This is a genomic window from Mesorhizobium sp. CA8, from assembly GCF_020164955.1.
Lineage (GTDB): Bacteria > Pseudomonadota > Alphaproteobacteria > Rhizobiales > Rhizobiaceae > Mesorhizobium.
Genome location: NZ_JAIUHG010000001.1, coordinates 81,675 through 102,489, shown reverse-complemented (window position 1 = coordinate 102,489; position 20,815 = coordinate 81,675). Strand labels below are relative to the sequence as shown.

Below are 20,815 nucleotides of genomic sequence, written 5' to 3'. Positions count from 1 at the left end.
ATTAACCCTCGATGCCGAGCTTGGCCTTGACGAGGTCGTTCACCGCCTGCGGGTTGGCCTTGCCGCCGGTCGCCTTCATCACCTGGCCGACGAACCAGCCGGCCATGGTCGGCTTGGCGCGCGCCTGCTCGGCCTTGTCCGGGTTGGCGGCGATGACCTCGTCGACGGCCTTCTCGATGGCACCGGTGTCGGTGACCTGCTTCATGCCGCGGCTCTCGACGAGCTGGCGCGGATCGCCGCCCTCGTTCCAGACGATCTCGAACAGGTCCTTGGCGATCTTGCCGGAAATCGTGCCCTCCTTGATCAGGTCGAGAACAGCGCCGAGCTGCTCGGGCGAAACCGGAGCATTTTCAATATCCTTGCCGGCCTTGTTCAGCTGGCCCAGGAGATCGTTGATGACCCAGTTGGCGGCGAGCTTGCCGTCGCGCCCCGCCGCCACCTTCTCGAAATAATCGGCGATCGGCTTTTCCGAAACCAACACCGAGGCATCATAGGCCGAAAGGCCGAGCACATCGACCAGCCGCGCCTTCTTGTCGTCGGGCAGTTCCGGCAGGTCCTTGGCGAGCGCATCGACATAGGCTTGGTCGAACTCCAGCGGCAGAAGGTCGGGATCCGGGAAATAGCGATAATCATGCGCTTCTTCCTTCGAGCGCATCGAACGCGTCTCGCCCTTGACCGGATCGAACAGGCGCGTCTCCTGAACGATCTTGCCGCCGTCTTCCAGAATGGCGATCTGCCGGCGCGCCTCGTATTCGATGGCCTGGCCGATGAAGCGGATCGAGTTCATGTTCTTGATCTCGCAGCGCGTGCCAAACTCGCCGCCCGGACGGCGGACCGAGACGTTGACGTCGGCGCGCAGCGAGCCTTCGTCCATGTTGCCGTCGCAGGTGCCGAGATAGCGCATGATCGACCGCAGCTTGGTGACATAGGTCTTGGCTTCGTCGGCCGAGCGGATATCGGGCTTGGAGACGATCTCCATCAGCGCGACGCCAGAGCGGTTGAGATCGACATAGGACATGGTCGGGTGCTGATCGTGAATGGACTTGCCGGCATCCTGTTCCAGATGCAGGCGCTCGATGCCGACCTCGATATCCTCGAACTCGCCCTGGCGGTCGGGGCCGACGGAGACAATCACCTTGCCTTCGCCGACGATCGGCTGCTTGTACTGCGAGATCTGGTAGCCCTGCGGCAGGTCCGGATAGAAATAGTTCTTCCGGTCGAAGACCGACTTGTGATTGATCGCGGCCTTCAGACCGAGTCCGGTGCGGATCGCCTGCTTGACGCATTCCTCGTTGATGACCGGCAGCATGCCCGGCATCGCCGCGTCGACAAGGCTGACATTGCCGTTGGGCGCCGCGCCGAAGGAGGTCGAGGCGCCAGAGAAGAGCTTGGCCTGCGAGATCACTTGCGCATGCACTTCGAGCCCGATGACGATCTCCCAGTCGCCGGTGGCGCCGGGGATCAGACGTTTTGCGTCGGGGGTGCGGGTGTCGATGATGCTCATGGATGGCCTGCGTACTTAGAATTCGCGATATGCAGAACGCATATTTCGGTGCGCAACTTCGCTAGTGCAAACAGCCCTACGAGACAAGCGCAAAGGCCGCGGGCTGGCCTTTTCCGCCACCTTCGCTTATAGGACATCCATTCCAATGGAGAGTGGATGTCCACTTACGCTCAGTCCCGGTGAAGCCCTGACCTCATAAGCGAGGCAGGGCAGAAAAACCTGAAACCCGTGCCGCGATGTCTTGCGGCGGCGGCTTTTGTTGTTTTTCCCGGGAATTCTCCAATGGACATTTCGCGCAACGAGCAGCGCATCCTGCACCTTCTCGCGCAAGGCGGGCGCATAGAAATCGAAAAGAACGAGAGCAGGAAGATCGCCGCGGTCCGGTGCCTGACCCGCGATGGCTGGCGCTATCCGGGTTTCGACCTGGAACTCTTTCGGAAGCTCAGGCGCAAGAAAGCGGTTTCCTCGACCGATGGCGGTCCTTACCGCATTACCCGACGCGGGCTCCAACTGGTCCGCGCCGAGCTCGACAACCGATAGAACGTGCCACAAGCCGCCGGCTGGAAACAGCCGGCGGCTTCCTCGCCCTGCCTGCTCAGGCGGTAGCGATGTAGGCCCTGATCTCCTCGGCCTCGCGCTCGACATCCTCGATGCGGCGCTTGACCACGTCGCCGATGGAGACAATGCCGTCGAGCAGGCCGTTTTTCTCCACCGGCAGATGGCGGAAGCGGCCTCTCGTCATGATCTCCATCACCTCGTTGACGGTGTGGTTTTCGTTGCAGATCTTGACCTTCGGAGTCATTGCCGAGCGCACGGGAATGTCGAGCGCGGCGGCGCCCTCCTTGGCCACGACCCTGACGATATCGCGCTCCGAGAGAATGCCGACGATCTTGCGGTCGCCATTGGTGATGACGAGCGCGCCGATCCTATGCTCGGCCAGCATGCGAATGGCCTCGCTGAGTTTCTCATTGGGCCCGAGCGTGAACACGTCATGGCCCTTGCTTTCAAGAATTGCCTTAACCGTCATGGCGTCCTCCTCAGCCTTTGACGCCGGCTCCCCCCGCCCAACCGGCTTCTGAGCCCCGGCGCCCTTAGGAAGACACTGGGTGCTTAGGCAACATCGTGCGCCGTCATTGGTTGCATTTCAAGTGCGCCTAAGGACTAGATCAGGATGACTTCTCGTTGAATCGCTATCCTGATCTATCTCTTTGTTGGAGCATGATCTTCTCCGAAAACCGGTTCCCACTTTTCGGGATCATGCTCTAGGCGGCAGCCAGCGGGCGGTCGAAGAAACGCAGTCCGAAAAAGCCGGCAACGAAGCCGCCGATATGCGCTTCCCAAGCGATCTGGCCTTCTAGTCCCGGTGCGAAGCCGAGCAGGCCCGTAGCGAGATTTATGACCATCCAGACTCCCAGAAAGGTCATGACGCCGCGCGAGCGCAATACCGCCGCGATCGGCAAGGGCTCGCCGGCGAAGGCCGCCCTGCCGGATGAACGGTCGACGCGAAAACCATAGCGCGCCGCCGCCCCCATCATGCCGGAGATCGCGCCCGACGCACCAACCAACGGCACCTCGCCAAGCGGATGCAGCGCCCAGAAGAGCGCCACCGATGCGAGGCTCGTTACCGCGAAGAACAACGCGAAGCGCAGCGTGCCAAATCGATTGGCCAAAGGCGAACCAAAAGCGGCAAGCCAGATCATGTTGATCAACAGATGCGCCACGCCGCCATGCAGGAACGCATAGGTGAACGGACTGGAAAAGGCATATAAATCGAAGTCATATCGGCCGGAATAGCGAATGGGGACGAAGGCTGCTCGGACGAGCAGGGCAAAATCCTGATCGTCGGTCAGCAGATACACACGCACCAGGTGGACAGCCACACAGATGCCGATCACCGCCAGGACTGCGGGCGGCAGGTTGAAGACGGGTTCGCGGCGCGGCGGCTCGGAAGCCTCTTCCGGCAGCGGTTCGTTTTCAGTGGGGCTTACGGGCTCGCTCATGCACCCTTGCAGGTTAGGGGACTCGGGATTTCGACGAGCATGTAGATCACGCCCTTTCGAATCACAAACGGCTATTCGCCACAGCGCGCGCGCAGAAAAAAGCGCGAATCAGAACAGGGACGAATCAAAAAGAAGGCCGTCCAGGAATTCCCTGAACGGCCGGTCGAGTCCCCCTGCTCCCCATAAACTCGTGGCTGCAGTGCTGCCGATCGCTGCGAGAACGACCGTTTTGGAGTGGTTTTGGTGTGCCACAGGCCTCGGCGGCACGCAATGTAAACCACTTGTTAACCTTAACGGCCCCGAGGCGTGAACAAACGTTAACGATACTGGCACGCATCCTGCTCCGCACCGCATGAAGGTCATCGGAGGGCGCCCTGTCTGTTCGCCGATGGGACATCAAAAGACAGGTTGTGCGGAGCAGGATGGACATGAACGAAAAAGGATCGATCGCGCTGTTCCAATATTGGAACCAGCTGCGTGATGGCCGCCTCGCCCCGAAGCGATCGGAGGTGGAGCCGGCGGACATCAAGTCGCTTCTGGCCGACACCTTCATCCTCGAGCGCGATACGCGTGGCGAAGCGGTGTTCCGGCTGGCCGGCACAAGGCTCTGCGCCTATTACGGCCGGGAGCTCAAAGGCTTCTCCTTCCCTTCGCTCTGGCGCGAGAAGGACCAGCGGCTGATGTCGCGGCTGATGCAAGGCGTTTTCGATCAGAGGTCGGTCCTGCTCATGACCTATGAGGGATTCAGCCGGAACGGCCGCTCCAACAAATTCGAGCTCCTGTCGCTGCCGCTGGATGGGGGCGCCGAAAACCAGCGCTGCCTTGGCATCATCAGCACCGCCGACAAGCCGTTCTGGCTTGGCGCCGATCCGATCACCGATGCGCTCATCGATACCATCCGGGTGATTGACCCCGACAAGGAGCCGATGTTCCTGAAGAACCGTCCGGCGATCGACGTCCCCTCGCTCGTTCCGGCCGAATTCGATCCTCCCGAGACTATTCCGGCGCTCGGCCGCGTGCGCCGCATCCGCCATCTCGTCGTCCTCGACGGCGGGCGTCACGAATGAACCTGGCCGCGCGGGATTTACCCTTCCCCCGAGGCCAATTTTTGCGCGTCCCGAGGCCTCCTGGGCCAGGCTTGTGCGGCCGACTTTTCCCGTTTGTTAACCTGCATTGCTGTAGCTTTTCGGGCGAAATTCCTCGCATCGTCGCGCGGAATGCCAACGGGGTGTAGGCAGTCATGAGGTCAGCGGCGGTAGAATATGCGCCGTCACGAGCTGAGCGGCGCAATTTCCAGCGTGTCCGCGTCAAGATTTACGGACGTTTCATGTTGGAAGACCGCACCGAACATCCCTGCCAGGTGATCGATATGTCGCCCGGCAACGTGGCGTTGCGCACGGAACGTATCGGCAAGCCGGGCGAGAAGGTCATCGCCTATATCGACCATATCGGTCGCGTCGAAGGCATTGTGACACGCACGTCGCAGGACGGTTTCGCCATGACCGTCATCGCCTCGGATCGCAAGAAAGACAAGCTTGCCGCGCAGCTTACCTGGCTTGCCAACAAGCATGAGCTCGACCTGCCCGAGGACCGCCGCCACGAGCGCGTGGCGCCGCGCAATCCGATGAGCGTTCTGCAGCTTACCGACGGGCGTCAGTACCAGTGTCGCATCATCGACCTGTCGCTCTCGGGCGCTGCGATCGAGATCGACGTCAAGCCGGCCCTCGGTGTCCAGGTTATGCTCGGCACGATGCGTGGCCAGGTGGTGCGCCATTTCGAGGACGGCGTCGCCATCGAGTTCGCGGTCATCCAGCGTCCGGAAACACTCGACCAGGAATTCAACGCGCCGCGGTCCTGACCTAAGCTCACCAGTAGCGAAGCGAACCGGCCCTTGGCGGCCGGTTTTTTGTTGCCTTTTTGGGCTGCCGGACGCAGCTCTCGAGCGCGTGAAGTCCTAACGAAGCCCAGAAAATCTGAATAATTCAAAATCGCGATAGTTCAAATTTTATGTTTATTCTATTGGAGTTTTACTCAATGTCTGCTTCGCGTTTTTGCGTCAAATAAATCCCATCGTGGCACAGTCTTCTCAAACGGGGAGACTACCACAATGAAAATGACGAGGGGCAAGCTGTTGCTCTTGGCAATAGCGATGCAGCTTTCCGCGTGGGGCACGGCAAGCGCAGGACCGGCTTTCATGCACACGGGTGGCCGCACCACCCAGCCGGTCGGTCACTACGATTTCTGCCAGCGCATTCCGGCCGAATGCAACCAGCGGACGCCGAAGGGTCCGCCGGTCGAGCTGACGCGCAAGCTGTGGGCGACGATGGTCAACGTCAACAATTCGGTCAACACCCGCGTCAAGCCGCGCACCGACATGGAGATCTACGGTGTCGAGGAATACTGGGCCTATCCCGACAAAGGTTATGGCGATTGCGAGGATTACGCGCTGGAGAAGCGCCGTGAGCTGATGGCCGTGGGCGTGCCGGCCGGCAATCTGCTGATGACGGTGGTGCGCCAGCCGAATGGCGACGGCCATGCGGTGCTGACGGTGCGCACCAGCCTCGGCGAATTCATCCTCGACAATCTCGAGCCAAAAGTGCTCGCCTGGAATGATACGGTCTACACCTACCTCAAGCGTCAATCGACCGAGAATTCGGGCGTTTGGGTGACGATCAACGACGGCCGCGACGACGCGGTCGCCAGCGTCCGCTAAGGCGCCAAAGCGATCGGGTACGTCGCCGTGACGCGGCGGCGCGCCCAGGAAGAAAGCCCGGTCGAGTCCCCACCCTCCCCGTCCCCAACGACCGGGTTTTAGGAGCCGGCCCCTGTCCCCGGGGCCGGCTCCGCCATTTCGGTCGCCGCCCGCCGGCTGCAACTAATCGGCGCTGCGCTGCCGAAGCGCCATGGTCGGCACGCCTTCCCCGCCGAGGCGGATGGGAGCAGTATGGCTCGTTCGTTGCGGATGAAGCCAATGCTAGAAGTCCCCGAGGATCGCGGCACCCGCCACCTGTTGTTCAAGGCCATAGACGACGCGTTCAAGGCCGGAGACTTCGCGGCCCTGGGTGTTGCGCTCGGCGGCTCGCCGCGCTGGTTCGACGAGAGGATGCCGTTCGAACTCGGGCTTGGCCATCCGCTAGAATACGCGATCTACTGGAGCCCGGCCACGTTCATCGCCGCGCTTCTCGATGCCGGTTCGAACCCGAACTACGAGGATCCTGCCGGCTTTCCTTCGATCATCGCAGCGTTGTCGACGGAACGGCCGGACCGGCTGGACGTCATCCATATCCTGCTCGAGCACGGCGCCGACGCGAACATGCGCGGCGTGAACGATTGGACGCCCCTGCACTATGCGGCGTCCCGGCGTGACGCCGAGGCGATCCGTCTGCTGCTCCTGTCAGGCGCGGACGCTTCGCTGAGGACCCGCATCGACGACTATGAGACGGCCCTGGAAGGCGCCGACCAGGCCGGCTTCGAAGCGGGCGCCTTTCTGTTGCGTGAAGCGATGAACAGCCGCCGCGGATGAAGACAGGCGGAGTTGCCGCCCGCCGCCGTCACACTGTGTTGAGCTTGGCCTTGAAGCGTTTGGCATTGGCCACATAGTGGGCCGCCGAGACGCGCAGCCGCTCGATCGCCGCTTCGTCCAGCGTCCTTATCACCTTGGCGGGCGAGCCGACGATCAGCGAATTGTCCGGAAAAACCTTGTTTTCCGTCACCAGGGCGCCGGCGCCGACCAGCGAGTTGTTGCCGATCCTGGAGCCGTTCAGCACGATGGCGCCCATGCCGATCAGGCTGTTGTCCCCGATCGTGCAGCCATGCAGCAGAGCGCGGTGGCCGATCGTGCAGCCTTTGCCGATGGTCAGCGGAAAGCCGGGATCGGTGTGCATGATCGTGTGTTCCTGCACATTGGTGTCGGCACCGATGATGATCGGTTCACCGTCGCCGCGGACGACGACGCCGAACCAGAAGCCGGCATTGCGGCCGATCTGGATGTTGCCGATCAGCGTGGCGTCGGGCGCGATCCAGTTCGTATCGGCGTCTTCGAACTCGGGCGCCTTCCCATCGATCGCATGTACCGGCATTGTTCGTCTCCGAATCGTCTCAACCAGCGAATTCAAAAGACCCTAAGTTCTCGGTCGCCCAGGATGCAATGGCGATGAGCACGACGCCGAGCGCCAGCGCCCAGGCGATGGCCGTGCAGCCGCAAGACAACAGCGCCATCGTGCCGATGCGCCCTTCGCGCCGGGCAGCCAACGCCTCGTTGGTGAGCATGAACGGCCCGGCGCAGGCCGTTGCCGCGAGCGAACGCAGGATATGGACCGGCGAAACATAGGGTTCGGCAAAGGCCAGGCGCCGGCCGGACAAAAGTTCCATGGCCGATCCGGCCAGCCCGCAAGCCGTGACGCCAACCGCAAACGCGTAAAGAACAGGCACAACGGGATCCATGTTTACCAACCGTTTACCATGAAAACGCACAGTCGTGCCAACGCGCTGCAAGAGCTATGCCGCGCCGGCTGTGCCGCCGAAGGACAGGTGGACGGATCGGGGAAGAGCGAATGAGAGACGCAACGGCTGCCGAGAGCCCGGACTTCGAGGTCGTCGATTCGACCCTGATGAAGCGGGTCTTCTACATCTTCGCGGCGCTGGCGCTGCTTTCGGTGGCGATCAGCGTCGGCGGCAAATGGCTTGGACGGTCAATCGCCATGGCCGGCTATACAGATGATACGACGGTGCGCCAGATCGTCATGGGCAACAATCTCATCAGCGTGCCGACAAACTTCATCCGCTTCGACCAGGCCAGGCGCGACGGCATCGCCTCGCGGCTCGACCTCTATCTGCGCTATCCCGAGATGGACGGCTACAGCTCGGCCGCGCGCGACGACTTCAACCATACGACGACCAGGAAGATCATCTTCCTGTCGTTCGAGCCGCGGATGATGTCGCTCGACATGAGCGGTCGTTTCGCGCCGATCTACAGCGCCCTGATCGAAAAGCCGGGCACGCCCGGCCCGGCCGGCACGACGGTTTACGCCTTCACGGAAAAATCAGGCTATCTCAACGAGGTGCTGGCCGTCGCCGAGCGTCCCGGCAAGGATCCCTTCGTCGCCCGTTGCCTCAGCGGCCCGAACGCGGAGCAATCGCTGGCGCCCTGCGAGCGCGACATCCAGGTCGGCGACGATCTCAGCCTCACCTACCGCTTTCCGCGCGAGCTGCTGGCGAACTGGCCGGCACTCGACGCGGCGATTGCAGCCAAAGTGGCGAGTATTCTGAAGACTGGCCACTGACGCTGGCGGCTAGCCGAATATCCAACTAGATCATTTCGGCGCGCAGCCAGCGCTTCAAGCCGGCAATCTGGCTCAACGGTTCGATTTCACGGGTGCGCCAAGATACGGTCTGGCATCGGGCCGACAAGGCGCGCTAATGGTCAGGCATGACCGATTTGAAGCCTTCCTATCTTGCCTTCGACCCCGCCAGCCGCCGCCTGCGTCTCGACCCGCACGAGCCAGCCTTCGTGCAGAACCCTTATGAGGCCTATGCCTTCCTGCATGGCGCCGCCAACGCCTTATTCTGGGAAGACTATGGCTTCTGGTGCTTTGGCGGTTTCGACGACGTCAATCGGCTGCTGCGCGACCGCCGTTTCGGCCGGCAGAACCCGGCCGGCATTCCCGACAGCCGCGGCGTGGGCGACGACCGCTCACATCTTGTGGTGTTCGACGCGATCGAGGCCAATTCCATGCTGGAGCTCGAGCCGCCGGTGCATACGCGGCTCAGAACGCTGGTCAACCGCGCCTTCGTCTCGCGCCAGGTCGAGCGACTCAGGCCGCGGATCGAGGCATTGGCCAACGAGCTGGTCGACCGCCTCGAGCCAAACGGCGTCGATCTTTTGCCGACTTACGCCTCGCCCTTGCCGATCACCGTCATCGCCGAGATGCTCGGCGTTCCGGTCGAGATGGGGCCGAAACTGCTCGACTGGTCGCATCGGATGGTCGCCATGTACATGCATGGCCGCACGCGCGAGACCGAGGAGACGGCGAACCGCGCCGCACGCGATTTTTCCGACTTCCTGCGGGGCTATATTGCGGAGCGGCGCAAGAAACCTGGCGACGATCTGCTGTCGCTCCTGATCGAGGCCCAGGAAAACGGCCAGAAGCTTTCGGAAGACGAGCTGGTTTCCTCGGCGATCCTGCTTCTCAATGCCGGCCACGAAGCGACCGTGCACCAGACAGGCAATGCGGTGCGCTCGATCCTCGCGCAAGGCGGCGATCCGCGGCGTTTCTTCGAGACGCCTGAGAAAAACGTCGCGGCGGTCGAGGAGTGCCTGCGCTACGACGCGCCGCTGCACATGTTTCTACGCTACGCCTATGAGGAGATAGAGGTTTCGCCGGGTATCCTGGTCAAACCCGGCGAGATGGTCGCGCTGCTGCTCGGCATGGCGAACCACGATCCGCTTGCCTTTGCCGAGCCCGACACTTTCAATCCGGCCCGCACGGACCAGAAGAATGTTTCCTTCGGCGCCGGCATCCATTTCTGCATCGGCGCGCCATTGGCCAGGCTGGAGTTGCAAGTATCGCTGAAGACGCTGTTCGATAGGCTGCCCAACTTACGCTTAGCGGAGACACCGCGCTTCCGCGACACTTACCATTTTCACGGGCTGGAACGGGTTGCAGTTGCCTTTTGACCGGCGAACGATCCGCCTCGAACAGCTGAAATTTTCGTTCGGAACTCAGACATGAAATTCGCCTATCTGCAGGAGCCGCCTTTCTGCTTCACCGATGCTGCGGGCAAGCTCGGCGGCTGCGACGCGGTGCTCGCCGAGAAGGTTTGCCAGATGCTTGAACTGGAGAACTTCTGGCCGATTGAGGCGGAATTCGCCGAACTGCTCCCCGGTTTGGTCGACGGCCGCTGGGACATGACGACCGGCCTGTTCATCTCCGAGGAGCGCGGCAAGCTCGTGGACTTCACGCGGCCGATCTGGTCACTGCCGGACGGGTTGATGGTCGCCAAAGGCAATCCGCGGGAGCTGAACGGCTATCGCTCCGTCGCCCAGCATCCTTCCGCGGTGCTCGCAGTCATATCGGGCCAGATCCAGCACCAGACCGCGCTGCAGAACGGCGTGCCGCCCCAACGGATAAGGATATTCGCCACGCAGGCCGAAGCAGCCGGAGCCGTCGCGGCAGGCCATGTCGACGCGTATGCCAGCGTCGCCATGGCGCATCGCGGCTATGTCAACGGACGGACTGGCGCACCGCTTGCCGTCATCGATGTCCCAGCCTCTGAAAAGCAGCCTGCGGCAGGCGCTTTCGCCCTCGCCAAGGGCAACGGCGCGCTGCGCCGGCGCGTCGATCAATGCCTTGGTGATCTGCTCGGGAGTGGCTGGCACCGGGAGATCATGAGCCAATACGGCTTTTCCGACGACGATGTCGACCGGCTGCTCTGATTACGGCTGCGAAGTACTCAAAGCCGAATCACATATTCCTTGCGCGTCGTCTCGAGCACTTCCCAGGTGCCCTTGAACCCTGGCCGCAGCACGAAACTGTCGCCGGCCCGCACGGTGCGCGCCTCGCCCCCATCCTCGGCGATCACCGAGACGCCGGACAGGATGTGGCAGAACTCCCATTCGTCATAGACGATGCGCCATTTGCCCGGCGTCGCTTCCCAGATGCCGGCATAGAGGCCGCCGTCACGCTCCTCGACGTTCCAGGTGCGGAATTTCGGATCGCCCGACAGCACGCGATCTGGGGCCGGCGCGCCGGCCTCCGGTTCGACGCTTTCGACATTGACCGCAAGAAAGGCCGACATGTCAGACCTTGCCGAGCGCCTGTTCGAGATCGGCGACGATGTCGTTGACGTCCTCGATGCCGATCGACAGCCGCACCGTATCCGGCCCGGCGCCGGCCTTGACCTTCTGCTCGTCGGACAGCTGGCGGTGCGTGGTCGAGGCCGGATGGATGACCAGCGATTTGGTGTCGCCGACATTGGCGAGGTGCGAGAAGAGCTCGAGCGCCTCGACGAATTTGACGCCGGCCTCATAGCCGCCCTTGAGGCCGAAGGTGAAGACGGCGCCCGCGCCCTGCGGCGAATATTTCTTCTGCAGCGCATTGTTCTTGTCGCCGGGAAGGCCGGGATAATTCACCCAGGCAACCTTGGGATGATTGGAGAGCCAGCCCGCGACGCTCGCGGCGTTGTCGCAGTGGCGCTGCATCCTGAGCGGCAGCGTTTCCAGGCCGGTCAAAAGCAGGAAGGCGTTGAAGGGCGAGATTGCGGCGCCGATATCGCGCAGGCCAAGCACGCGCGCGGCAATCGCGAACGCGAAGTTGCCGAAGGTTTCGTGCAGGACGATACCGCCATATTCGGGGCGGGGCTCCGACAGCATTGGATATTTGCCCGACTTCGACCAGTCGAAAGTGCCGCCATCGATGATGCCGCCGCCGATCGAATTGCCGTGGCCGCCGATGAACTTGGTCAGCGAATGCACGACGATGTCGGCGCCGTGCTCGATCGGCCGCACCAGATAGGGCGAGGCCAGCGTGTTGTCGACGATCAGCGGCAGGCCGTGCTTGCGGGCGATGTCGCCGATCTTCTCGATGTCGACGAAGACGCCGCCGGGATTGGCAAGGCTCTCGATGAAGATCGCCTTGGTCCTGTCGTCGATCTGGCTCTCGAATGTCGAGGGATCGATCGGATCAGCCCAGCGCACCCCCCAGCCGAAATTCTTGAAGGCATGGCCGAACTGGTTGATCGATCCGCCATAGAGCTTGTTAGCGGCGATGAAATTATCGCCGGGCTGCATCAGATTGTGGAAGACCAGCACCTGGGCGGCATGGCCAGAGGCGACGGCAAGCGCGGCGGTACCGCCTTCCAGCGCGGCAAGGCGCTCCTCGAGCACCGCCTGCGTCGGATTCATGATGCGGGTGTAGATATTGCCGAAGGCCTTCAGCCCGAACAGCGAGGCGGCATGGTCGGCATCGTCGAAGACATAGGACGTGGTCTGATAGATCGGCGTAGCGCGGGCGCCGGTTGCCGGGTCGGGCTTTGCGCCGGCATGAACCGCCAAAGTGTTGAAGCCGGGCGTACGGGTCATCGAAACCTACCTCTCCTGATCTTTCGAAAATCGCCGGGCATTCTTGGCCAAGCGCGGCTGGGAATGCAAAGAAGAAAATACCTTTCGGGACGCGATTTGCGACGAACGCCGGGAAAAATCCAATTCTTCCCGGATAATTTTTTCACGCCGGGCCAGCGGCCTATTTCTGCCGCACACCGAAGCTCTGGAAGCCCCGCCTCATCAAAGGCTTCTTCGACGACAGCACGCCCGAGTTGACGCCGGTCCAGCCAATCTCGCCGGACAGCTTGCCATATTCGATCTTCGGGCAGCGGTTCATCACCACCTTGATGCCGACAGCTTCGGCGCGGGCCGCGGCCTCATCGTTGCGCACGCCAAGCTGCATCCAGACGACCTTGGGTAGCGGATCGAGCTTCAGCACCTGGTCGACGACGCCGGGCACCGCCGCCGAGCCTCGAAAAATATCGACCATGTCGGCCGGATGCGGCAGATCCGCCAGGCTGGCATAGACCGTCTGTTCGAGGATCTGCTTGCCGGCATGGCCGGGATTGATCGGCAGCACCGAAAAGCCTTTGGCCAAGAGGTATTTCAGCACGAAATAGCTTGGCCGCACGTCGTTGGGCGAGGCGCCGACCATGGCGATCGTCTTCACTGAGTTGAGGATACCGGCAATGTAGGCGTTGTCGTAGCTATCGTGATTCATGCTGCGATGGTCTTCCTGCGGTAATGGTAGCGATAGAGCTCGCGGTTGAAGCCGAGAGAAGCGTAGAGCGCGCGTGCGGGCGTGTTGTCGGCGACCACCTGCAGACAGCCGGCCTGGGCGCCTGCTCGCCCGGCCCAACCGACCAGCCCGCCCACCGTCCTACGGCCGAGCCCCTGCTGGCTGAATCGGGCGTCGGTTTCAACCGCCTCGACGACAAGCAGCCCGTTGCGGATGACGCCGAAGGCAAAGGCCGCGATTTGGCCATCACGCTCACACGACACGAATGCCCTGTCGCCTACGATCAAGCTCGTCATATGGCGAAAGATGCGTCGCTCCGCCTCGTCGTAGCCGCCGGTACGGAAGCGCGCCTCGAACCAGTTCTCGGTCGGCGCTGCGGAGACCGTGATGTCGCCATCATTGTTTGCCTGAAGCGCGTCGATCTCGGCATGGAGGTGTATCGTACCGCCTTCCCGGCTGTAATCCCGACGGTCGAGTTCGAGTTCCAGTTCGGCCGCGATGTCGGGTACGCGAAACAGCGGAGCCTGGCCATGGCTGGCGTAGAATGCCTCGGTGGCATCGATTACCCGCCCCGGCGCACCTCGCCTGCCGCGCAGGGGATTAGCGGAATTCGGCCGCCTTATCCGTCCGCCTGAACGGCGAAACATCCATCCGAGAGCGACGGTTTCAAGCGCAGCAGGCCACGCCTCGCGGCAGGCTTCTTCCACTTCCCAACTGAGATCTTCCCGGTTCACGCGCCCACCGCTAATCATCGTCGTCCCGCAACGCCTCCTCCATAAACATGTGTGGATCGCTGCAGAAGTCGCGCATTATGCGAAAATGATAGGTGTCCTGAAAATCGATCGGGTCGAGGCCGAAGCGGCTGCTTGCGGGCAGCCACGTCGAACCTTCAGCAATAGAAAAGCGCGGCATATGGAAGAACTATTCGTCGGTCCATTCCGGCTTGCGCTTGCCGATGAAGGCGCCGATGCCTTCCTCGGCGTCGCGCGCCAGCATGTTTTCGACCATCACGCGGCCGGTATAGGCATAAGCGTCGGCCAGCCCCATTTCGGCCTGGGCGTAGAAGGCTTCCTTGCCTGTCTTGACGACCAAAGACGATTTGGATGCAATGATTTGCGCGTATTTGCTGACAACCTGATTCAGATATTCACGCGGCACGATCCGGTTGACCAGCCCGAACTCCTTGGCGGCGGCGGCGTCGATCGTCTCGCCGGTGAGCAGCATTTCCATGGCCTGCTTGCGCGAGACATTGCGCGACAGCGCCACCATCGGCGTCGAGCAGAACAGGCCGATATTGACGCCAGGCGTGCAGAAACTCGCCTCATGCGAGGCGATGGCGAGATCACAGCTCGCGACCAGCTGCAGGCCGGCGGCGGTGGCAAGCCCGTCGACCTCGGCGATCACCGGTTTCGGATGGCGCACGATGGTCTGCATCAGCGTCGCGCAGGCCGCGAAGGTCTTTTCGAAGAAAGCCCTGCCGCGGTCCGGCTCGGCGCGATGCGCCGTCATTTCCTTGAGGTCGTGGCCGGCACAGAACACTTTTCCCGACGCCGCCAGGATGATGACGCGCACGGATTTGTCAGTCTTCACGCGATCGAACTCGGCCTGCAGCGCCGCCATCGTCGCCAGCGACAACGCATTGGCCGGCGGGCTGGCAAGCGTGAGGCGCAGGATGCCCTTGTCCTGGCTGACAAGAACGGGACCGTCGGGGACGGCGGGCTTGATGGCAACGACTTCAGCCATTTTTAGACCTCTCGATCAGCGCTCGCGGCTTATGGAGCAACAGAACTACCATGCTGCCGGTTGAAGAACAGCCGCGAGGCGTGTTTTCTCCGTCGCACCGTTTGGTCCAGGCATGTCGCCCGGAGCTTGCCATTTCATATAGGACATCGCCATGCCCGCCCAAAGCGATCTGAAGCCAATGCTCAACGCGGCGGAAGTCAATGCGCTGATGGCAAGCGTCTATCCGCAACTCAACGACAATTTCATCTCCTATGAGGCGATCGACGTTTTTCCGGGCGGCTGCACGGTGCGGCTCAACGCCGACGAGCGGCATCTGCGCCCCGGCGGCACGGTATCCGGTCCGGCGCTGTTCACGCTGGCCGACATCGGCGGCTATGTCTGCGTGCTCAGCCATGCCGGCCCGGACGCGCTTTCGGTGACGGTCAACCTTGACATCAATTTCATGCGTAAGGCCGAAGCCGGTCCGATCGACGGCCATTGCCGGATCCTGAAGCTCGGCAAGAGTCTGATGGTGTTCGACATCGATATTGTCGCCGGCCCGGACGGACACACCGTCGCGCACGCCACCGGGACCTATTCGATTCCGAGGAAGCGAATAAATGATAAGCCGGGCTGACGTCCTGCCGGAACTCCCCAGTCGATACGTTCGTTCTGCAGCATGCCCGATGTTACAACCTACCTTGCCTTTGTCGGCGCCGTGCTCGCCTATCAGCTTTCTGGTGTCGGTCCCGACATGATGCTGGTGATCAGCCGCGGCGTCGGGCAATGCTGGCGCCACGCCTTGGCGACTGGAGCGGGCTGCGTGTCGGCCGGCGTCGTCCAGATTCCATTACTGGCAATGGGGCTTGCCTCGCTGATCACATCCTCTCCATCTCTTTACAGCTTCCTTCAGATCGTCGGCGCCATTTATCTGATCGCCATCGGGATCAGATTCCTGTTGGCCCGTCGGCCGGGCAAAGGTGGCGGTGCGTCTACCTTTGCCGAGACGGGCAGTATCCCAGCCGCTTTCCGGCAAGGCATGATCTGCAATCTCACCAATCCGACGACACTTGCTTTCATGCTGGCGGTGCTGCCGCAATTCGTCCATCCCTGGGGGGGTTCGCCTGCACTGCAGTTCATCATTCTCGGTACGACCATGAAGATGATGGGACTGGTTGTCCTCAGCGCTGTCGCGTTGACCTCCGGCGCGGTTGGCGGCTGGCTGGCGCGCCGAGGCGCGTTCCTCGTTTGGCAAGAAAGGCTCGCAGGAGCCTTGATGGTCGCTATCGGCGTCAGGCTTCTCCTTGGCGCCATGACCGGGGGGCGGTGAACGAAAGAAGCTATTTTGACAACTGCGGCATGAGGTAAAATAATACCATCTCAGTTAGCTATTGAATTTAAATAGCTTTTCGCGATCTTAAGCCGCAATCGATGCTTGACGTGCCAAGCGCCCTCGCCTATAAGCCGACCCGAAGCAGCGGCCCGCAAAAGCCGCCGTTTTGTTATTGGCGGGGCGGCTCCGGTCCTTCCGTCAATCCAAGCAACAAAAAACGCCTTCTCCTGTCCCTCCCGGACGGGAAAGGTCAACCTGAGAGCAAAACCATGGCTACCTTTTCGCAGAAGCCTGCGGATGTGGTGAAGAAGTGGGTGCTGATCGACGCCGAAGGTCTCGTCGTCGGTCGTCTGGCCACTGTCATCGCCAACCATCTGCGCGGCAAGCACAAGCCCACCTTCACCCCGCATGTCGATGATGGCGACAATGTCATCGTCATCAATGCCGACAAGGTGGTGTTCACCGGCAAAAAGTACACCGACAAGGTCTATTACTGGCACACCGGCCATCCCGGCGGCATCAAGGAGCGCACCGCGCGCCAGCTGCTCGAGGGCCGTTTCCCCGAGCGCGTCGTCGAGAAGGCCGTCGAGCGCATGATCCCGCGCGGCCCGCTTGGCCGTCGCCAGATGAAGAATCTCCGCGTCTATGCCGGCGCCGAGCATCCGCACACCGCCCAGCAGCCCGTCACGCTCGACGTGGCCAAGCTGAACTCCAAGAACAAGAGGGCCTCGTAATGGCTGAGCTTTCCTCGCTCGCAGAACTCGGCACCGTCGCCGCGCAGCCGGCCGCGCCCGTGCATGTCCAGAAGCTCGACAAGTCGGGCCGCGCCTATGCCACCGGCAAGCGCAAGAACGCCATCGCGCGCGTCTGGGTGAAGCCGGGCTCCGGCAAGATTACCGTCAACGACAAGGAATTCGCGACCTATTTCGCGCGTCCGGTGCTGCAGATGATCCTCAACCAGCCGATCGTCGCGGCCAACCGCGCCGGCCAGTACGACATCGTCGCCACCGTCATCGGCGGCGGCCTCTCCGGCCAGGCCGGCGCGGTGCGTCACGGCATCTCCAAGGCACTGACCTACTATGAGCCGGGCCTGCGCTCGGTGCTCAAGAAGGGCGGCTTCCTGACCCGCGACAGCCGCGTGGTCGAGCGCAAGAAGTACGGCAAGGCCAAGGCCCGCCGCAGCTTCCAGTTCTCGAAGCGCTAAGCGCTCGAAGTCCAAGCATTTCGAAAGGCCGCCTCCGGGCGGCCTTTCTTGCTTCCGTCACCAGTGGCCGGCCGGCGTTTTGATATAGTCGATGAAGGCGCGCAGCGGCGCCGGCACCAGGCGCCGGCCAGGGTAATAAAGAAACGGCCCCGAGAAGCTTTGCCACCACGGCTCGAGCACAGGTTCCAGGATGCCGCTGTCGAAATACGGACGTACCCAGTCCTCGAAGAGCCAAAGAATGCCGACGCCGGCGATTGCCGCATCGACAGCGAGATCGACGCCGCCGCCGATACTGACGACCAATGGCCCGGTGGTATCGACCCGCACCACCTCGCCGTCGCGCTCGAACTCCCAGGGCGTCATGACCCCGCTCGGCAAGCGACCGCGCACGCAGGCGTGCTCAAGCAGGTCGCGCGGATGCTGTGGCCGACCATGCCGGTCAAGGTAGGACGGCGCGGCGGAGGTGGTGAAGCGCTGCGCCCGCGGCCCGATCGGCACCGCAATCATGTCCTGCTCCAGCCGCTCGTCATAACGGATGCCCGCATGGCAACGAGCCACCAGCAGGTCGACAAAGTTCTCCTCCGCGATCACCTCCAGGCGAATGGCGGGATAGGCAGCGAGAAATCCCGGAACGATTTTGGGCAGCACCAGCCGCGAGGCGCTTATCGGCACGTTGAGGCGCAAGGTGCCGGCAGGCCGGTCACGAAAGCCGTTCACAACATCTAGCGCAGCTTCTACCTCGCCCAATGCGGGGCCGAGCCGCGCCAGCAGGCTGGCACCAGCCTCCGTCAAAGCAACGCTGCGCGTGGTGCGGTTGAAGAGCCTAACACCGAGTTGGGTTTCCAAACGGCGGACGGCTTCGCTGAGCACTGACGCGCTGCCTGCAGTCACTCGGGCCGCTTCGCGAAAGCCGCCAGCGCGTGCCACGGCCATAAATGCCTGGAGATCGTTGAGATCTGCCGCCATTGTTCCTAGTTCCGCACAGGTCGTGCTGATTATACCCGGTTATCAGGACAGCAACCATCCCTTATCTCCCTCGCCGACAGCGAAGGAGAGCAACAATGTCCAGCGTAGACAAATCCGGTACTTATAAACTCGGCGACCGCGCGGTGTATCCCCTCGGCTATGGCGCCATGCAGCTTGCGGGCAAAGGCGTGTTCGGTCCGCCGAAAGACCATGACGCCGCGATCGCCGTGCTGCGCGAAGCGCTGGCAAATGGGGTCAATCACATCGACACCAGCGATTTCTACGGCCCGCACGTCACCAACAGGCTGATCCGCGAGGCGCTGGCGCCCTACCCCGACAATCTCACCATCGTCACCAAGATCGGCGCACGCCGCGGCAGCGATGCCTCCTGGCTGCCGGCCTATTCGCCCAAAGAACTCATGCAGGCTGTGCACGACAATCTGAGCAATCTCGGGCTCGACGTGATCGAAGTGGTCAATTTGCGCATCATGTTCGATACCCATGGCCCCGCCGAAGGCTCGATCGAAGCGCCGCTGACGGCACTGGCCGAACTGCAGCGCAAGGGCCTGGTGCGCCATATCGGCTTGAGCAACGTCACCCGCGCGCAGATCACGGAAGGCCGAAAGATCTGCGACATCGTCTGCGTGCAGAACCAGTACAACCTCGCGCACCGGAACGACGACGCGCTGATCGATGAATTGGCGCGCGAAGGCATCGCCTATGTGCCGTTCTTCCCGCTTGGCGGCTTCAGCCCGTTGCAATCGTCGACACTATCCGGCGTGGCGGAACGGCTTGGCGCGACGCCGATGCAGGTTGCGCTAGCCTGGCTGCTGCAGCGCTCGCCGAATATCCTGCTTATCCCGGGCACGTCATCGGTCGAGCATCTGCGCGAGAATCTGGCGGCGGCGAAGCTGGAGCTGCCGGGGGATGTGCTGCGGGAATTGGAGGGCGTGGCGAAAGCGGCGTAAGGTCGGCGCCGTCACCCCGCCCGCGCCTGCGGCGCGACCTCCCCAACAACGGGAGGTAGGGCGCCGAGCCATACGTTCGAAGGTCCGCTTAATCTCATCGACTTCGCAGGCGTCCAGCGAAGAGGAGTTCGCACGACGCTCTACCTCCCCTCGATGGGGAGGTCGGCGCGAAGCGCCGGGCGGGGTGAAGCGCCAACGCCAGCTAATTGATACTCGCCGTATGCGCCGGCTCAGCCTGCTTGATGCCCGTCGCATAAGGCACGCGATAGCCATTGGCCGCCAGCCACTCGATCGCCGCTTTCGGCTCGTCGGTCTGGATGATGGTGGCACCATGATCGACCCAGAAACCCCAAGCTTCGCGTGGCAGGCCGGCGGCGACGGCAAGCTCGTCGCCGCGCCCGCCGGCGAGGAAGCCTCCCGACTTGTTGACGATCGCATAGGTGTCGGCCCAAAGGTGCCAGTCGCCGCGGGCCGCTTCCGCCCGCATTTGGGTGCTGAACAGCGGGCCGCCGGTCGGCGTCAGCGTCTCGGCGCCGTTGCGCCAGGTGATCAATTCCATGCGCGCGGTGCAAACGCCTTGTCGACCTCGCCGGCGAAGGCGGCGTCATGCACGGCGTCGTCGGCGAGGATCGGCATGAACTGGAAGCCGCCGCCGGCCTTGGCAAGTGCTGCGCTCGCGGCATCGACGCGCTGCCGGTTCCAGAGGCTCTCTTTGACGATCACCTGATCGGCCATGCCGAGATCGCGCGCCTCCGCGATCATGCCAGGCAGGTCCGTCACCTCCAGCTTGTTGTCGAGATTGATCAGGATCCTGTCCCTGGTCGTCAGCAGCATCTCGCGCAGCGTCGACACCGTCTCATTGGTGACGGCGCCCGTGCCCTCGATGACCAGCCGGCATTTCTTCAACTCGGCAAGCGTGTAGCTCGCCACTTCGCCCTTGCACGTGGTCGTCCTGTCTAGCCAGCTGTCATGCATGATGACGAACGCGCCGTCTTTCGCGCGCCTCACATCGACTTCGACGATCTCGGCGCCGATGGCGATCGAGCTTTCGACCGCCGCCAGCGAATTCTCGGCGTAGAGCGTCTTGCCGGCCTGCATGCTGCCTGCGCGGTGCGCGGCGATCATCACATGATCGCGCCACTGATTGGCATGCTCGAAGCGGCCGAGGATTTGGCTAGCCCGGCTTTCACCGGCTAAGCTTTGCCCCGCAGCAGTGGCAAGGGCGGCGGAAAAGGCAAGGCTCAGCCAGAGTGTTCGCATCGGGGAATCGCTCCGTTCCGGGTTGGGACCCGGTTAGGCGATGCCCATGACAGGGCAGTGAACGAAGCCGGCTAGTTTT

25 protein-coding genes and 1 pseudogene are annotated in these 20,815 nt (G+C 62.5%); 13 read left to right on the top strand and 13 right to left on the bottom strand.

Features of this window, described 5'->3' with window-relative positions; translation table 11 throughout:
• Nucleotide 1: 1 nt before the first annotated feature.
• Entirely contained in the window at nucleotides 2–1,504 is a 1,503-nt protein-coding gene (gene gatB / locus LB553_RS00565; RefSeq protein WP_224509365.1) for an Asp-tRNA(Asn)/Glu-tRNA(Gln) amidotransferase subunit GatB, read from the bottom strand.
• 282 nt (nucleotides 1,505–1,786) lie between these two features.
• On the opposite strand from gatB, the gene LB553_RS00560 reads away from it, so the two are divergent.
• On the top strand, nucleotides 1,787–2,044 hold the full coding sequence (locus LB553_RS00560; protein ID WP_224509363.1) for a YjhX family toxin: 258 nt from the start codon (nucleotides 1,787–1,789) through the stop codon (nucleotides 2,042–2,044).
• 55 nt (nucleotides 2,045–2,099) lie between these two features.
• On the opposite strand, the gene LB553_RS00555 is transcribed toward LB553_RS00560, so the two are convergent.
• Both LB553_RS00555 and LB553_RS00550 read right to left on the bottom strand, forming a co-directional pair.
• Nucleotides 2,100–2,531 carry a CBS domain-containing protein gene (locus LB553_RS00555; RefSeq protein ID WP_095767888.1) on the bottom strand — a complete coding sequence of 144 codons (432 nt, stop codon included), beginning with the start codon at nucleotides 2,529–2,531 and terminating at the stop codon, nucleotides 2,100–2,102.
• Nucleotides 2,532–2,766: 235 nt separating this feature from the next.
• Nucleotides 2,767–3,504 (bottom strand): rhomboid family intramembrane serine protease, encoded by a 738-nt coding sequence (locus LB553_RS00550; protein WP_224509361.1) that lies wholly within the window; start codon nucleotides 3,502–3,504, stop codon nucleotides 2,767–2,769.
• 428 nt (nucleotides 3,505–3,932) lie between these two features.
• On the opposite strand from LB553_RS00550, the gene LB553_RS00545 reads away from it, so the two are divergent.
• From LB553_RS00545 to LB553_RS00530, 4 genes are all read left to right on the top strand, one after another.
• Nucleotides 3,933–4,571 carry a PAS domain-containing protein gene (locus LB553_RS00545; protein WP_224509359.1) on the top strand — a complete coding sequence of 213 codons (639 nt, stop codon included), beginning with the start codon at nucleotides 3,933–3,935 and terminating at the stop codon, nucleotides 4,569–4,571.
• 173 nt (nucleotides 4,572–4,744) lie between these two features.
• Nucleotides 4,745–5,362, top strand: coding sequence for a PilZ domain-containing protein (locus LB553_RS00540; protein WP_224509356.1), 618 nt, complete (start codon nucleotides 4,745–4,747; stop codon nucleotides 5,360–5,362).
• 249 nt (nucleotides 5,363–5,611) lie between these two features.
• Nucleotides 5,612–6,217 carry a transglutaminase-like cysteine peptidase gene (locus tag LB553_RS00535; protein WP_224509355.1) on the top strand — a complete coding sequence of 202 codons (606 nt, stop codon included), beginning with the start codon at nucleotides 5,612–5,614 and terminating at the stop codon, nucleotides 6,215–6,217.
• A gap of 258 nt (nucleotides 6,218–6,475) precedes the next feature.
• A complete protein-coding gene (locus LB553_RS00530; RefSeq protein WP_224509352.1) occupies nucleotides 6,476–7,027 on the top strand; it encodes an ankyrin repeat domain-containing protein in 552 nt (183 codons plus the stop codon).
• Between the two features lie 28 nt (nucleotides 7,028–7,055).
• On the opposite strand, the gene LB553_RS00525 is transcribed toward LB553_RS00530, so the two are convergent.
• Nucleotides 7,056–7,583 (bottom strand): gamma carbonic anhydrase family protein, encoded by a 528-nt coding sequence (locus tag LB553_RS00525; protein WP_224509349.1) that lies wholly within the window; start codon nucleotides 7,581–7,583, stop codon nucleotides 7,056–7,058.
• 19 nt (nucleotides 7,584–7,602) lie between these two features.
• Nucleotides 7,603–7,998, bottom strand: coding sequence for a DUF6949 family protein (locus tag LB553_RS00520; RefSeq protein ID WP_411962215.1), 396 nt, complete (start codon nucleotides 7,996–7,998; stop codon nucleotides 7,603–7,605).
• A 59-nt stretch (nucleotides 7,999–8,057) separates the two neighbouring features.
• Here LB553_RS00520 and LB553_RS00515 point away from each other — a divergent pair, with 59 nt between their 5' ends.
• The 3 genes from LB553_RS00515 to LB553_RS00505 all read left to right on the top strand — a co-directional run bounded on the left by LB553_RS00515 (nucleotide 8,058) and on the right by LB553_RS00505 (nucleotide 10,939).
• Nucleotides 8,058–8,786 (top strand): hypothetical protein, encoded by a 729-nt coding sequence (locus tag LB553_RS00515; RefSeq protein WP_224509346.1) that lies wholly within the window; start codon nucleotides 8,058–8,060, stop codon nucleotides 8,784–8,786.
• A gap of 146 nt (nucleotides 8,787–8,932) precedes the next feature.
• Entirely contained in the window at nucleotides 8,933–10,180 is a 1,248-nt protein-coding gene (locus LB553_RS00510; protein ID WP_224509343.1) for a cytochrome P450, read from the top strand.
• 51 nt (nucleotides 10,181–10,231) lie between these two features.
• The gene (locus tag LB553_RS00505; RefSeq protein WP_224509341.1) at nucleotides 10,232–10,939 is read left to right on the top strand and encodes a transporter substrate-binding domain-containing protein; all 708 of its coding nucleotides are present in this window, start codon (nucleotides 10,232–10,234) and stop codon (nucleotides 10,937–10,939) included.
• 17 nt (nucleotides 10,940–10,956) lie between these two features.
• Here LB553_RS00505 and LB553_RS00500 read toward each other — a convergent pair whose 3' ends face one another.
• The 6 genes from LB553_RS00500 to LB553_RS00475 all read right to left on the bottom strand — a co-directional run bounded on the left by LB553_RS00500 (nucleotide 10,957) and on the right by LB553_RS00475 (nucleotide 15,026).
• Nucleotides 10,957–11,301 (bottom strand): cupin domain-containing protein, encoded by a 345-nt coding sequence (locus LB553_RS00500; protein WP_224509339.1) that lies wholly within the window; start codon nucleotides 11,299–11,301, stop codon nucleotides 10,957–10,959.
• A gap of 1 nt (nucleotide 11,302) precedes the next feature.
• Nucleotides 11,303–12,583, bottom strand: coding sequence for an O-acetylhomoserine aminocarboxypropyltransferase (locus LB553_RS00495; protein ID WP_224509337.1), 1,281 nt, complete (start codon nucleotides 12,581–12,583; stop codon nucleotides 11,303–11,305).
• Between the two features lie 160 nt (nucleotides 12,584–12,743).
• The gene (locus LB553_RS00490; RefSeq protein ID WP_224509334.1) at nucleotides 12,744–13,265 is read right to left on the bottom strand and encodes a CoA-binding protein; all 522 of its coding nucleotides are present in this window, start codon (nucleotides 13,263–13,265) and stop codon (nucleotides 12,744–12,746) included.
• Nucleotides 13,262–14,017 carry a GNAT family N-acetyltransferase gene (locus LB553_RS00485; protein ID WP_224509331.1) on the bottom strand — a complete coding sequence of 252 codons (756 nt, stop codon included), beginning with the start codon at nucleotides 14,015–14,017 and terminating at the stop codon, nucleotides 13,262–13,264. Before LB553_RS00485 ends, LB553_RS00490 begins: the two co-directional genes overlap by 4 nt.
• A 10-nt stretch (nucleotides 14,018–14,027) precedes the next feature.
• Nucleotides 14,028–14,195 (bottom strand): hypothetical protein, encoded by a 168-nt coding sequence (locus tag LB553_RS00480; RefSeq protein ID WP_224509329.1) that lies wholly within the window; start codon nucleotides 14,193–14,195, stop codon nucleotides 14,028–14,030.
• Nucleotides 14,196–14,204: 9 nt separating this feature from the next.
• Nucleotides 14,205–15,026, bottom strand: a complete 822-nt coding sequence (locus LB553_RS00475) for an enoyl-CoA hydratase (protein ID WP_224509326.1) — start codon at nucleotides 15,024–15,026, stop codon at nucleotides 14,205–14,207.
• A gap of 151 nt (nucleotides 15,027–15,177) precedes the next feature.
• On the opposite strand from LB553_RS00475, the gene LB553_RS00470 reads away from it, so the two are divergent.
• The 4 genes from LB553_RS00470 to rpsI all read left to right on the top strand — a co-directional run bounded on the left by LB553_RS00470 (nucleotide 15,178) and on the right by rpsI (nucleotide 17,542).
• Entirely contained in the window at nucleotides 15,178–15,642 is a 465-nt protein-coding gene (locus LB553_RS00470) for a PaaI family thioesterase (protein WP_224509323.1), read from the top strand.
• Nucleotides 15,643–15,723: 81 nt separating this feature from the next.
• Entirely contained in the window at nucleotides 15,724–16,335 is a 612-nt protein-coding gene (locus LB553_RS00465) for a LysE family translocator (protein ID WP_224509320.1), read from the top strand.
• A gap of 272 nt (nucleotides 16,336–16,607) precedes the next feature.
• Entirely contained in the window at nucleotides 16,608–17,072 is a 465-nt protein-coding gene (gene rplM / locus LB553_RS00460) for a 50S ribosomal protein L13 (RefSeq protein WP_040983169.1), read from the top strand.
• The gene (gene rpsI / locus LB553_RS00455; protein WP_040999876.1) at nucleotides 17,072–17,542 is read left to right on the top strand and encodes a 30S ribosomal protein S9; all 471 of its coding nucleotides are present in this window, start codon (nucleotides 17,072–17,074) and stop codon (nucleotides 17,540–17,542) included. Before rplM ends, rpsI begins: the two co-directional genes overlap by 1 nt.
• A gap of 57 nt (nucleotides 17,543–17,599) precedes the next feature.
• Here the strand turns inward: rpsI and LB553_RS00450 are convergent, their stop codons facing one another.
• Entirely contained in the window at nucleotides 17,600–18,508 is a 909-nt protein-coding gene (locus tag LB553_RS00450) for a LysR family transcriptional regulator (protein ID WP_224509316.1), read from the bottom strand.
• 95 nt (nucleotides 18,509–18,603) lie between these two features.
• On the opposite strand from LB553_RS00450, the gene LB553_RS00445 reads away from it, so the two are divergent.
• On the top strand, nucleotides 18,604–19,476 hold the full coding sequence (locus LB553_RS00445; RefSeq protein ID WP_224509311.1) for an aldo/keto reductase family oxidoreductase: 873 nt from the start codon (nucleotides 18,604–18,606) through the stop codon (nucleotides 19,474–19,476).
• A gap of 202 nt (nucleotides 19,477–19,678) precedes the next feature.
• Here the strand turns inward: LB553_RS00445 and LB553_RS00440 are convergent.
• Nucleotides 19,679–20,736: pseudogene (locus LB553_RS00440) on the bottom strand (glycerophosphodiester phosphodiesterase family protein).
• Nucleotides 20,737–20,815: the final 79 nt, after the last annotated feature.

Excerpts from the sequence above, each read along its gene's own strand:
- LB553_RS00445 (WP_224509311.1), top strand. The coding sequence starts at position 18,604 with ATGTCCAGCGTAGACAAATCCGGTACTTATAAACTCGGCGACCGCGCG.
- LB553_RS00535 (WP_224509355.1), top strand. The coding sequence starts at position 5,612 with ATGAAAATGACGAGGGGCAAGCTGTTGCTCTTGGCAATAGCGATGCAG.
- LB553_RS00550 (WP_224509361.1), bottom strand. The coding sequence starts at position 3,504 with ATGAGCGAGCCCGTAAGCCCCACTGAAAACGAACCGCTGCCGGAAGAG.
- LB553_RS00515 (WP_224509346.1), top strand. The coding sequence starts at position 8,058 with ATGAGAGACGCAACGGCTGCCGAGAGCCCGGACTTCGAGGTCGTCGAT.
- LB553_RS00450 (WP_224509316.1), bottom strand. The coding sequence starts at position 18,508 with ATGGCGGCAGATCTCAACGATCTCCAGGCATTTATGGCCGTGGCACGC.
- rplM (WP_040983169.1), top strand. The coding sequence starts at position 16,608 with ATGGCTACCTTTTCGCAGAAGCCTGCGGATGTGGTGAAGAAGTGGGTG.
- LB553_RS00495 (WP_224509337.1), bottom strand. The coding sequence starts at position 12,583 with ATGACCCGTACGCCCGGCTTCAACACTTTGGCGGTTCATGCCGGCGCA.
- LB553_RS00560 (WP_224509363.1), top strand. The coding sequence starts at position 1,787 with ATGGACATTTCGCGCAACGAGCAGCGCATCCTGCACCTTCTCGCGCAA.
- rpsI (WP_040999876.1), top strand. The coding sequence starts at position 17,072 with ATGGCTGAGCTTTCCTCGCTCGCAGAACTCGGCACCGTCGCCGCGCAG.
- LB553_RS00490 (WP_224509334.1), bottom strand. The coding sequence starts at position 13,265 with ATGAATCACGATAGCTACGACAACGCCTACATTGCCGGTATCCTCAAC.
- LB553_RS00510 (WP_224509343.1), top strand. The coding sequence starts at position 8,933 with ATGACCGATTTGAAGCCTTCCTATCTTGCCTTCGACCCCGCCAGCCGC.
- LB553_RS00470 (WP_224509323.1), top strand. The coding sequence starts at position 15,178 with ATGCCCGCCCAAAGCGATCTGAAGCCAATGCTCAACGCGGCGGAAGTC.
- LB553_RS00500 (WP_224509339.1), bottom strand. The coding sequence starts at position 11,301 with ATGTCGGCCTTTCTTGCGGTCAATGTCGAAAGCGTCGAACCGGAGGCC.
- LB553_RS00555 (WP_095767888.1), bottom strand. The coding sequence starts at position 2,531 with ATGACGGTTAAGGCAATTCTTGAAAGCAAGGGCCATGACGTGTTCACG.
- LB553_RS00480 (WP_224509329.1), bottom strand. The coding sequence starts at position 14,195 with ATGCCGCGCTTTTCTATTGCTGAAGGTTCGACGTGGCTGCCCGCAAGC.
- LB553_RS00475 (WP_224509326.1), bottom strand. The coding sequence starts at position 15,026 with ATGGCTGAAGTCGTTGCCATCAAGCCCGCCGTCCCCGACGGTCCCGTT.
- LB553_RS00530 (WP_224509352.1), top strand. The coding sequence starts at position 6,476 with ATGCTAGAAGTCCCCGAGGATCGCGGCACCCGCCACCTGTTGTTCAAG.
- LB553_RS00525 (WP_224509349.1), bottom strand. The coding sequence starts at position 7,583 with ATGCCGGTACATGCGATCGATGGGAAGGCGCCCGAGTTCGAAGACGCC.
- LB553_RS00545 (WP_224509359.1), top strand. The coding sequence starts at position 3,933 with ATGAACGAAAAAGGATCGATCGCGCTGTTCCAATATTGGAACCAGCTG.
- gatB (WP_224509365.1), bottom strand. The coding sequence starts at position 1,504 with ATGAGCATCATCGACACCCGCACCCCCGACGCAAAACGTCTGATCCCC.
- LB553_RS00505 (WP_224509341.1), top strand. The coding sequence starts at position 10,232 with ATGAAATTCGCCTATCTGCAGGAGCCGCCTTTCTGCTTCACCGATGCT.
- LB553_RS00540 (WP_224509356.1), top strand. The coding sequence starts at position 4,745 with ATGAGGTCAGCGGCGGTAGAATATGCGCCGTCACGAGCTGAGCGGCGC.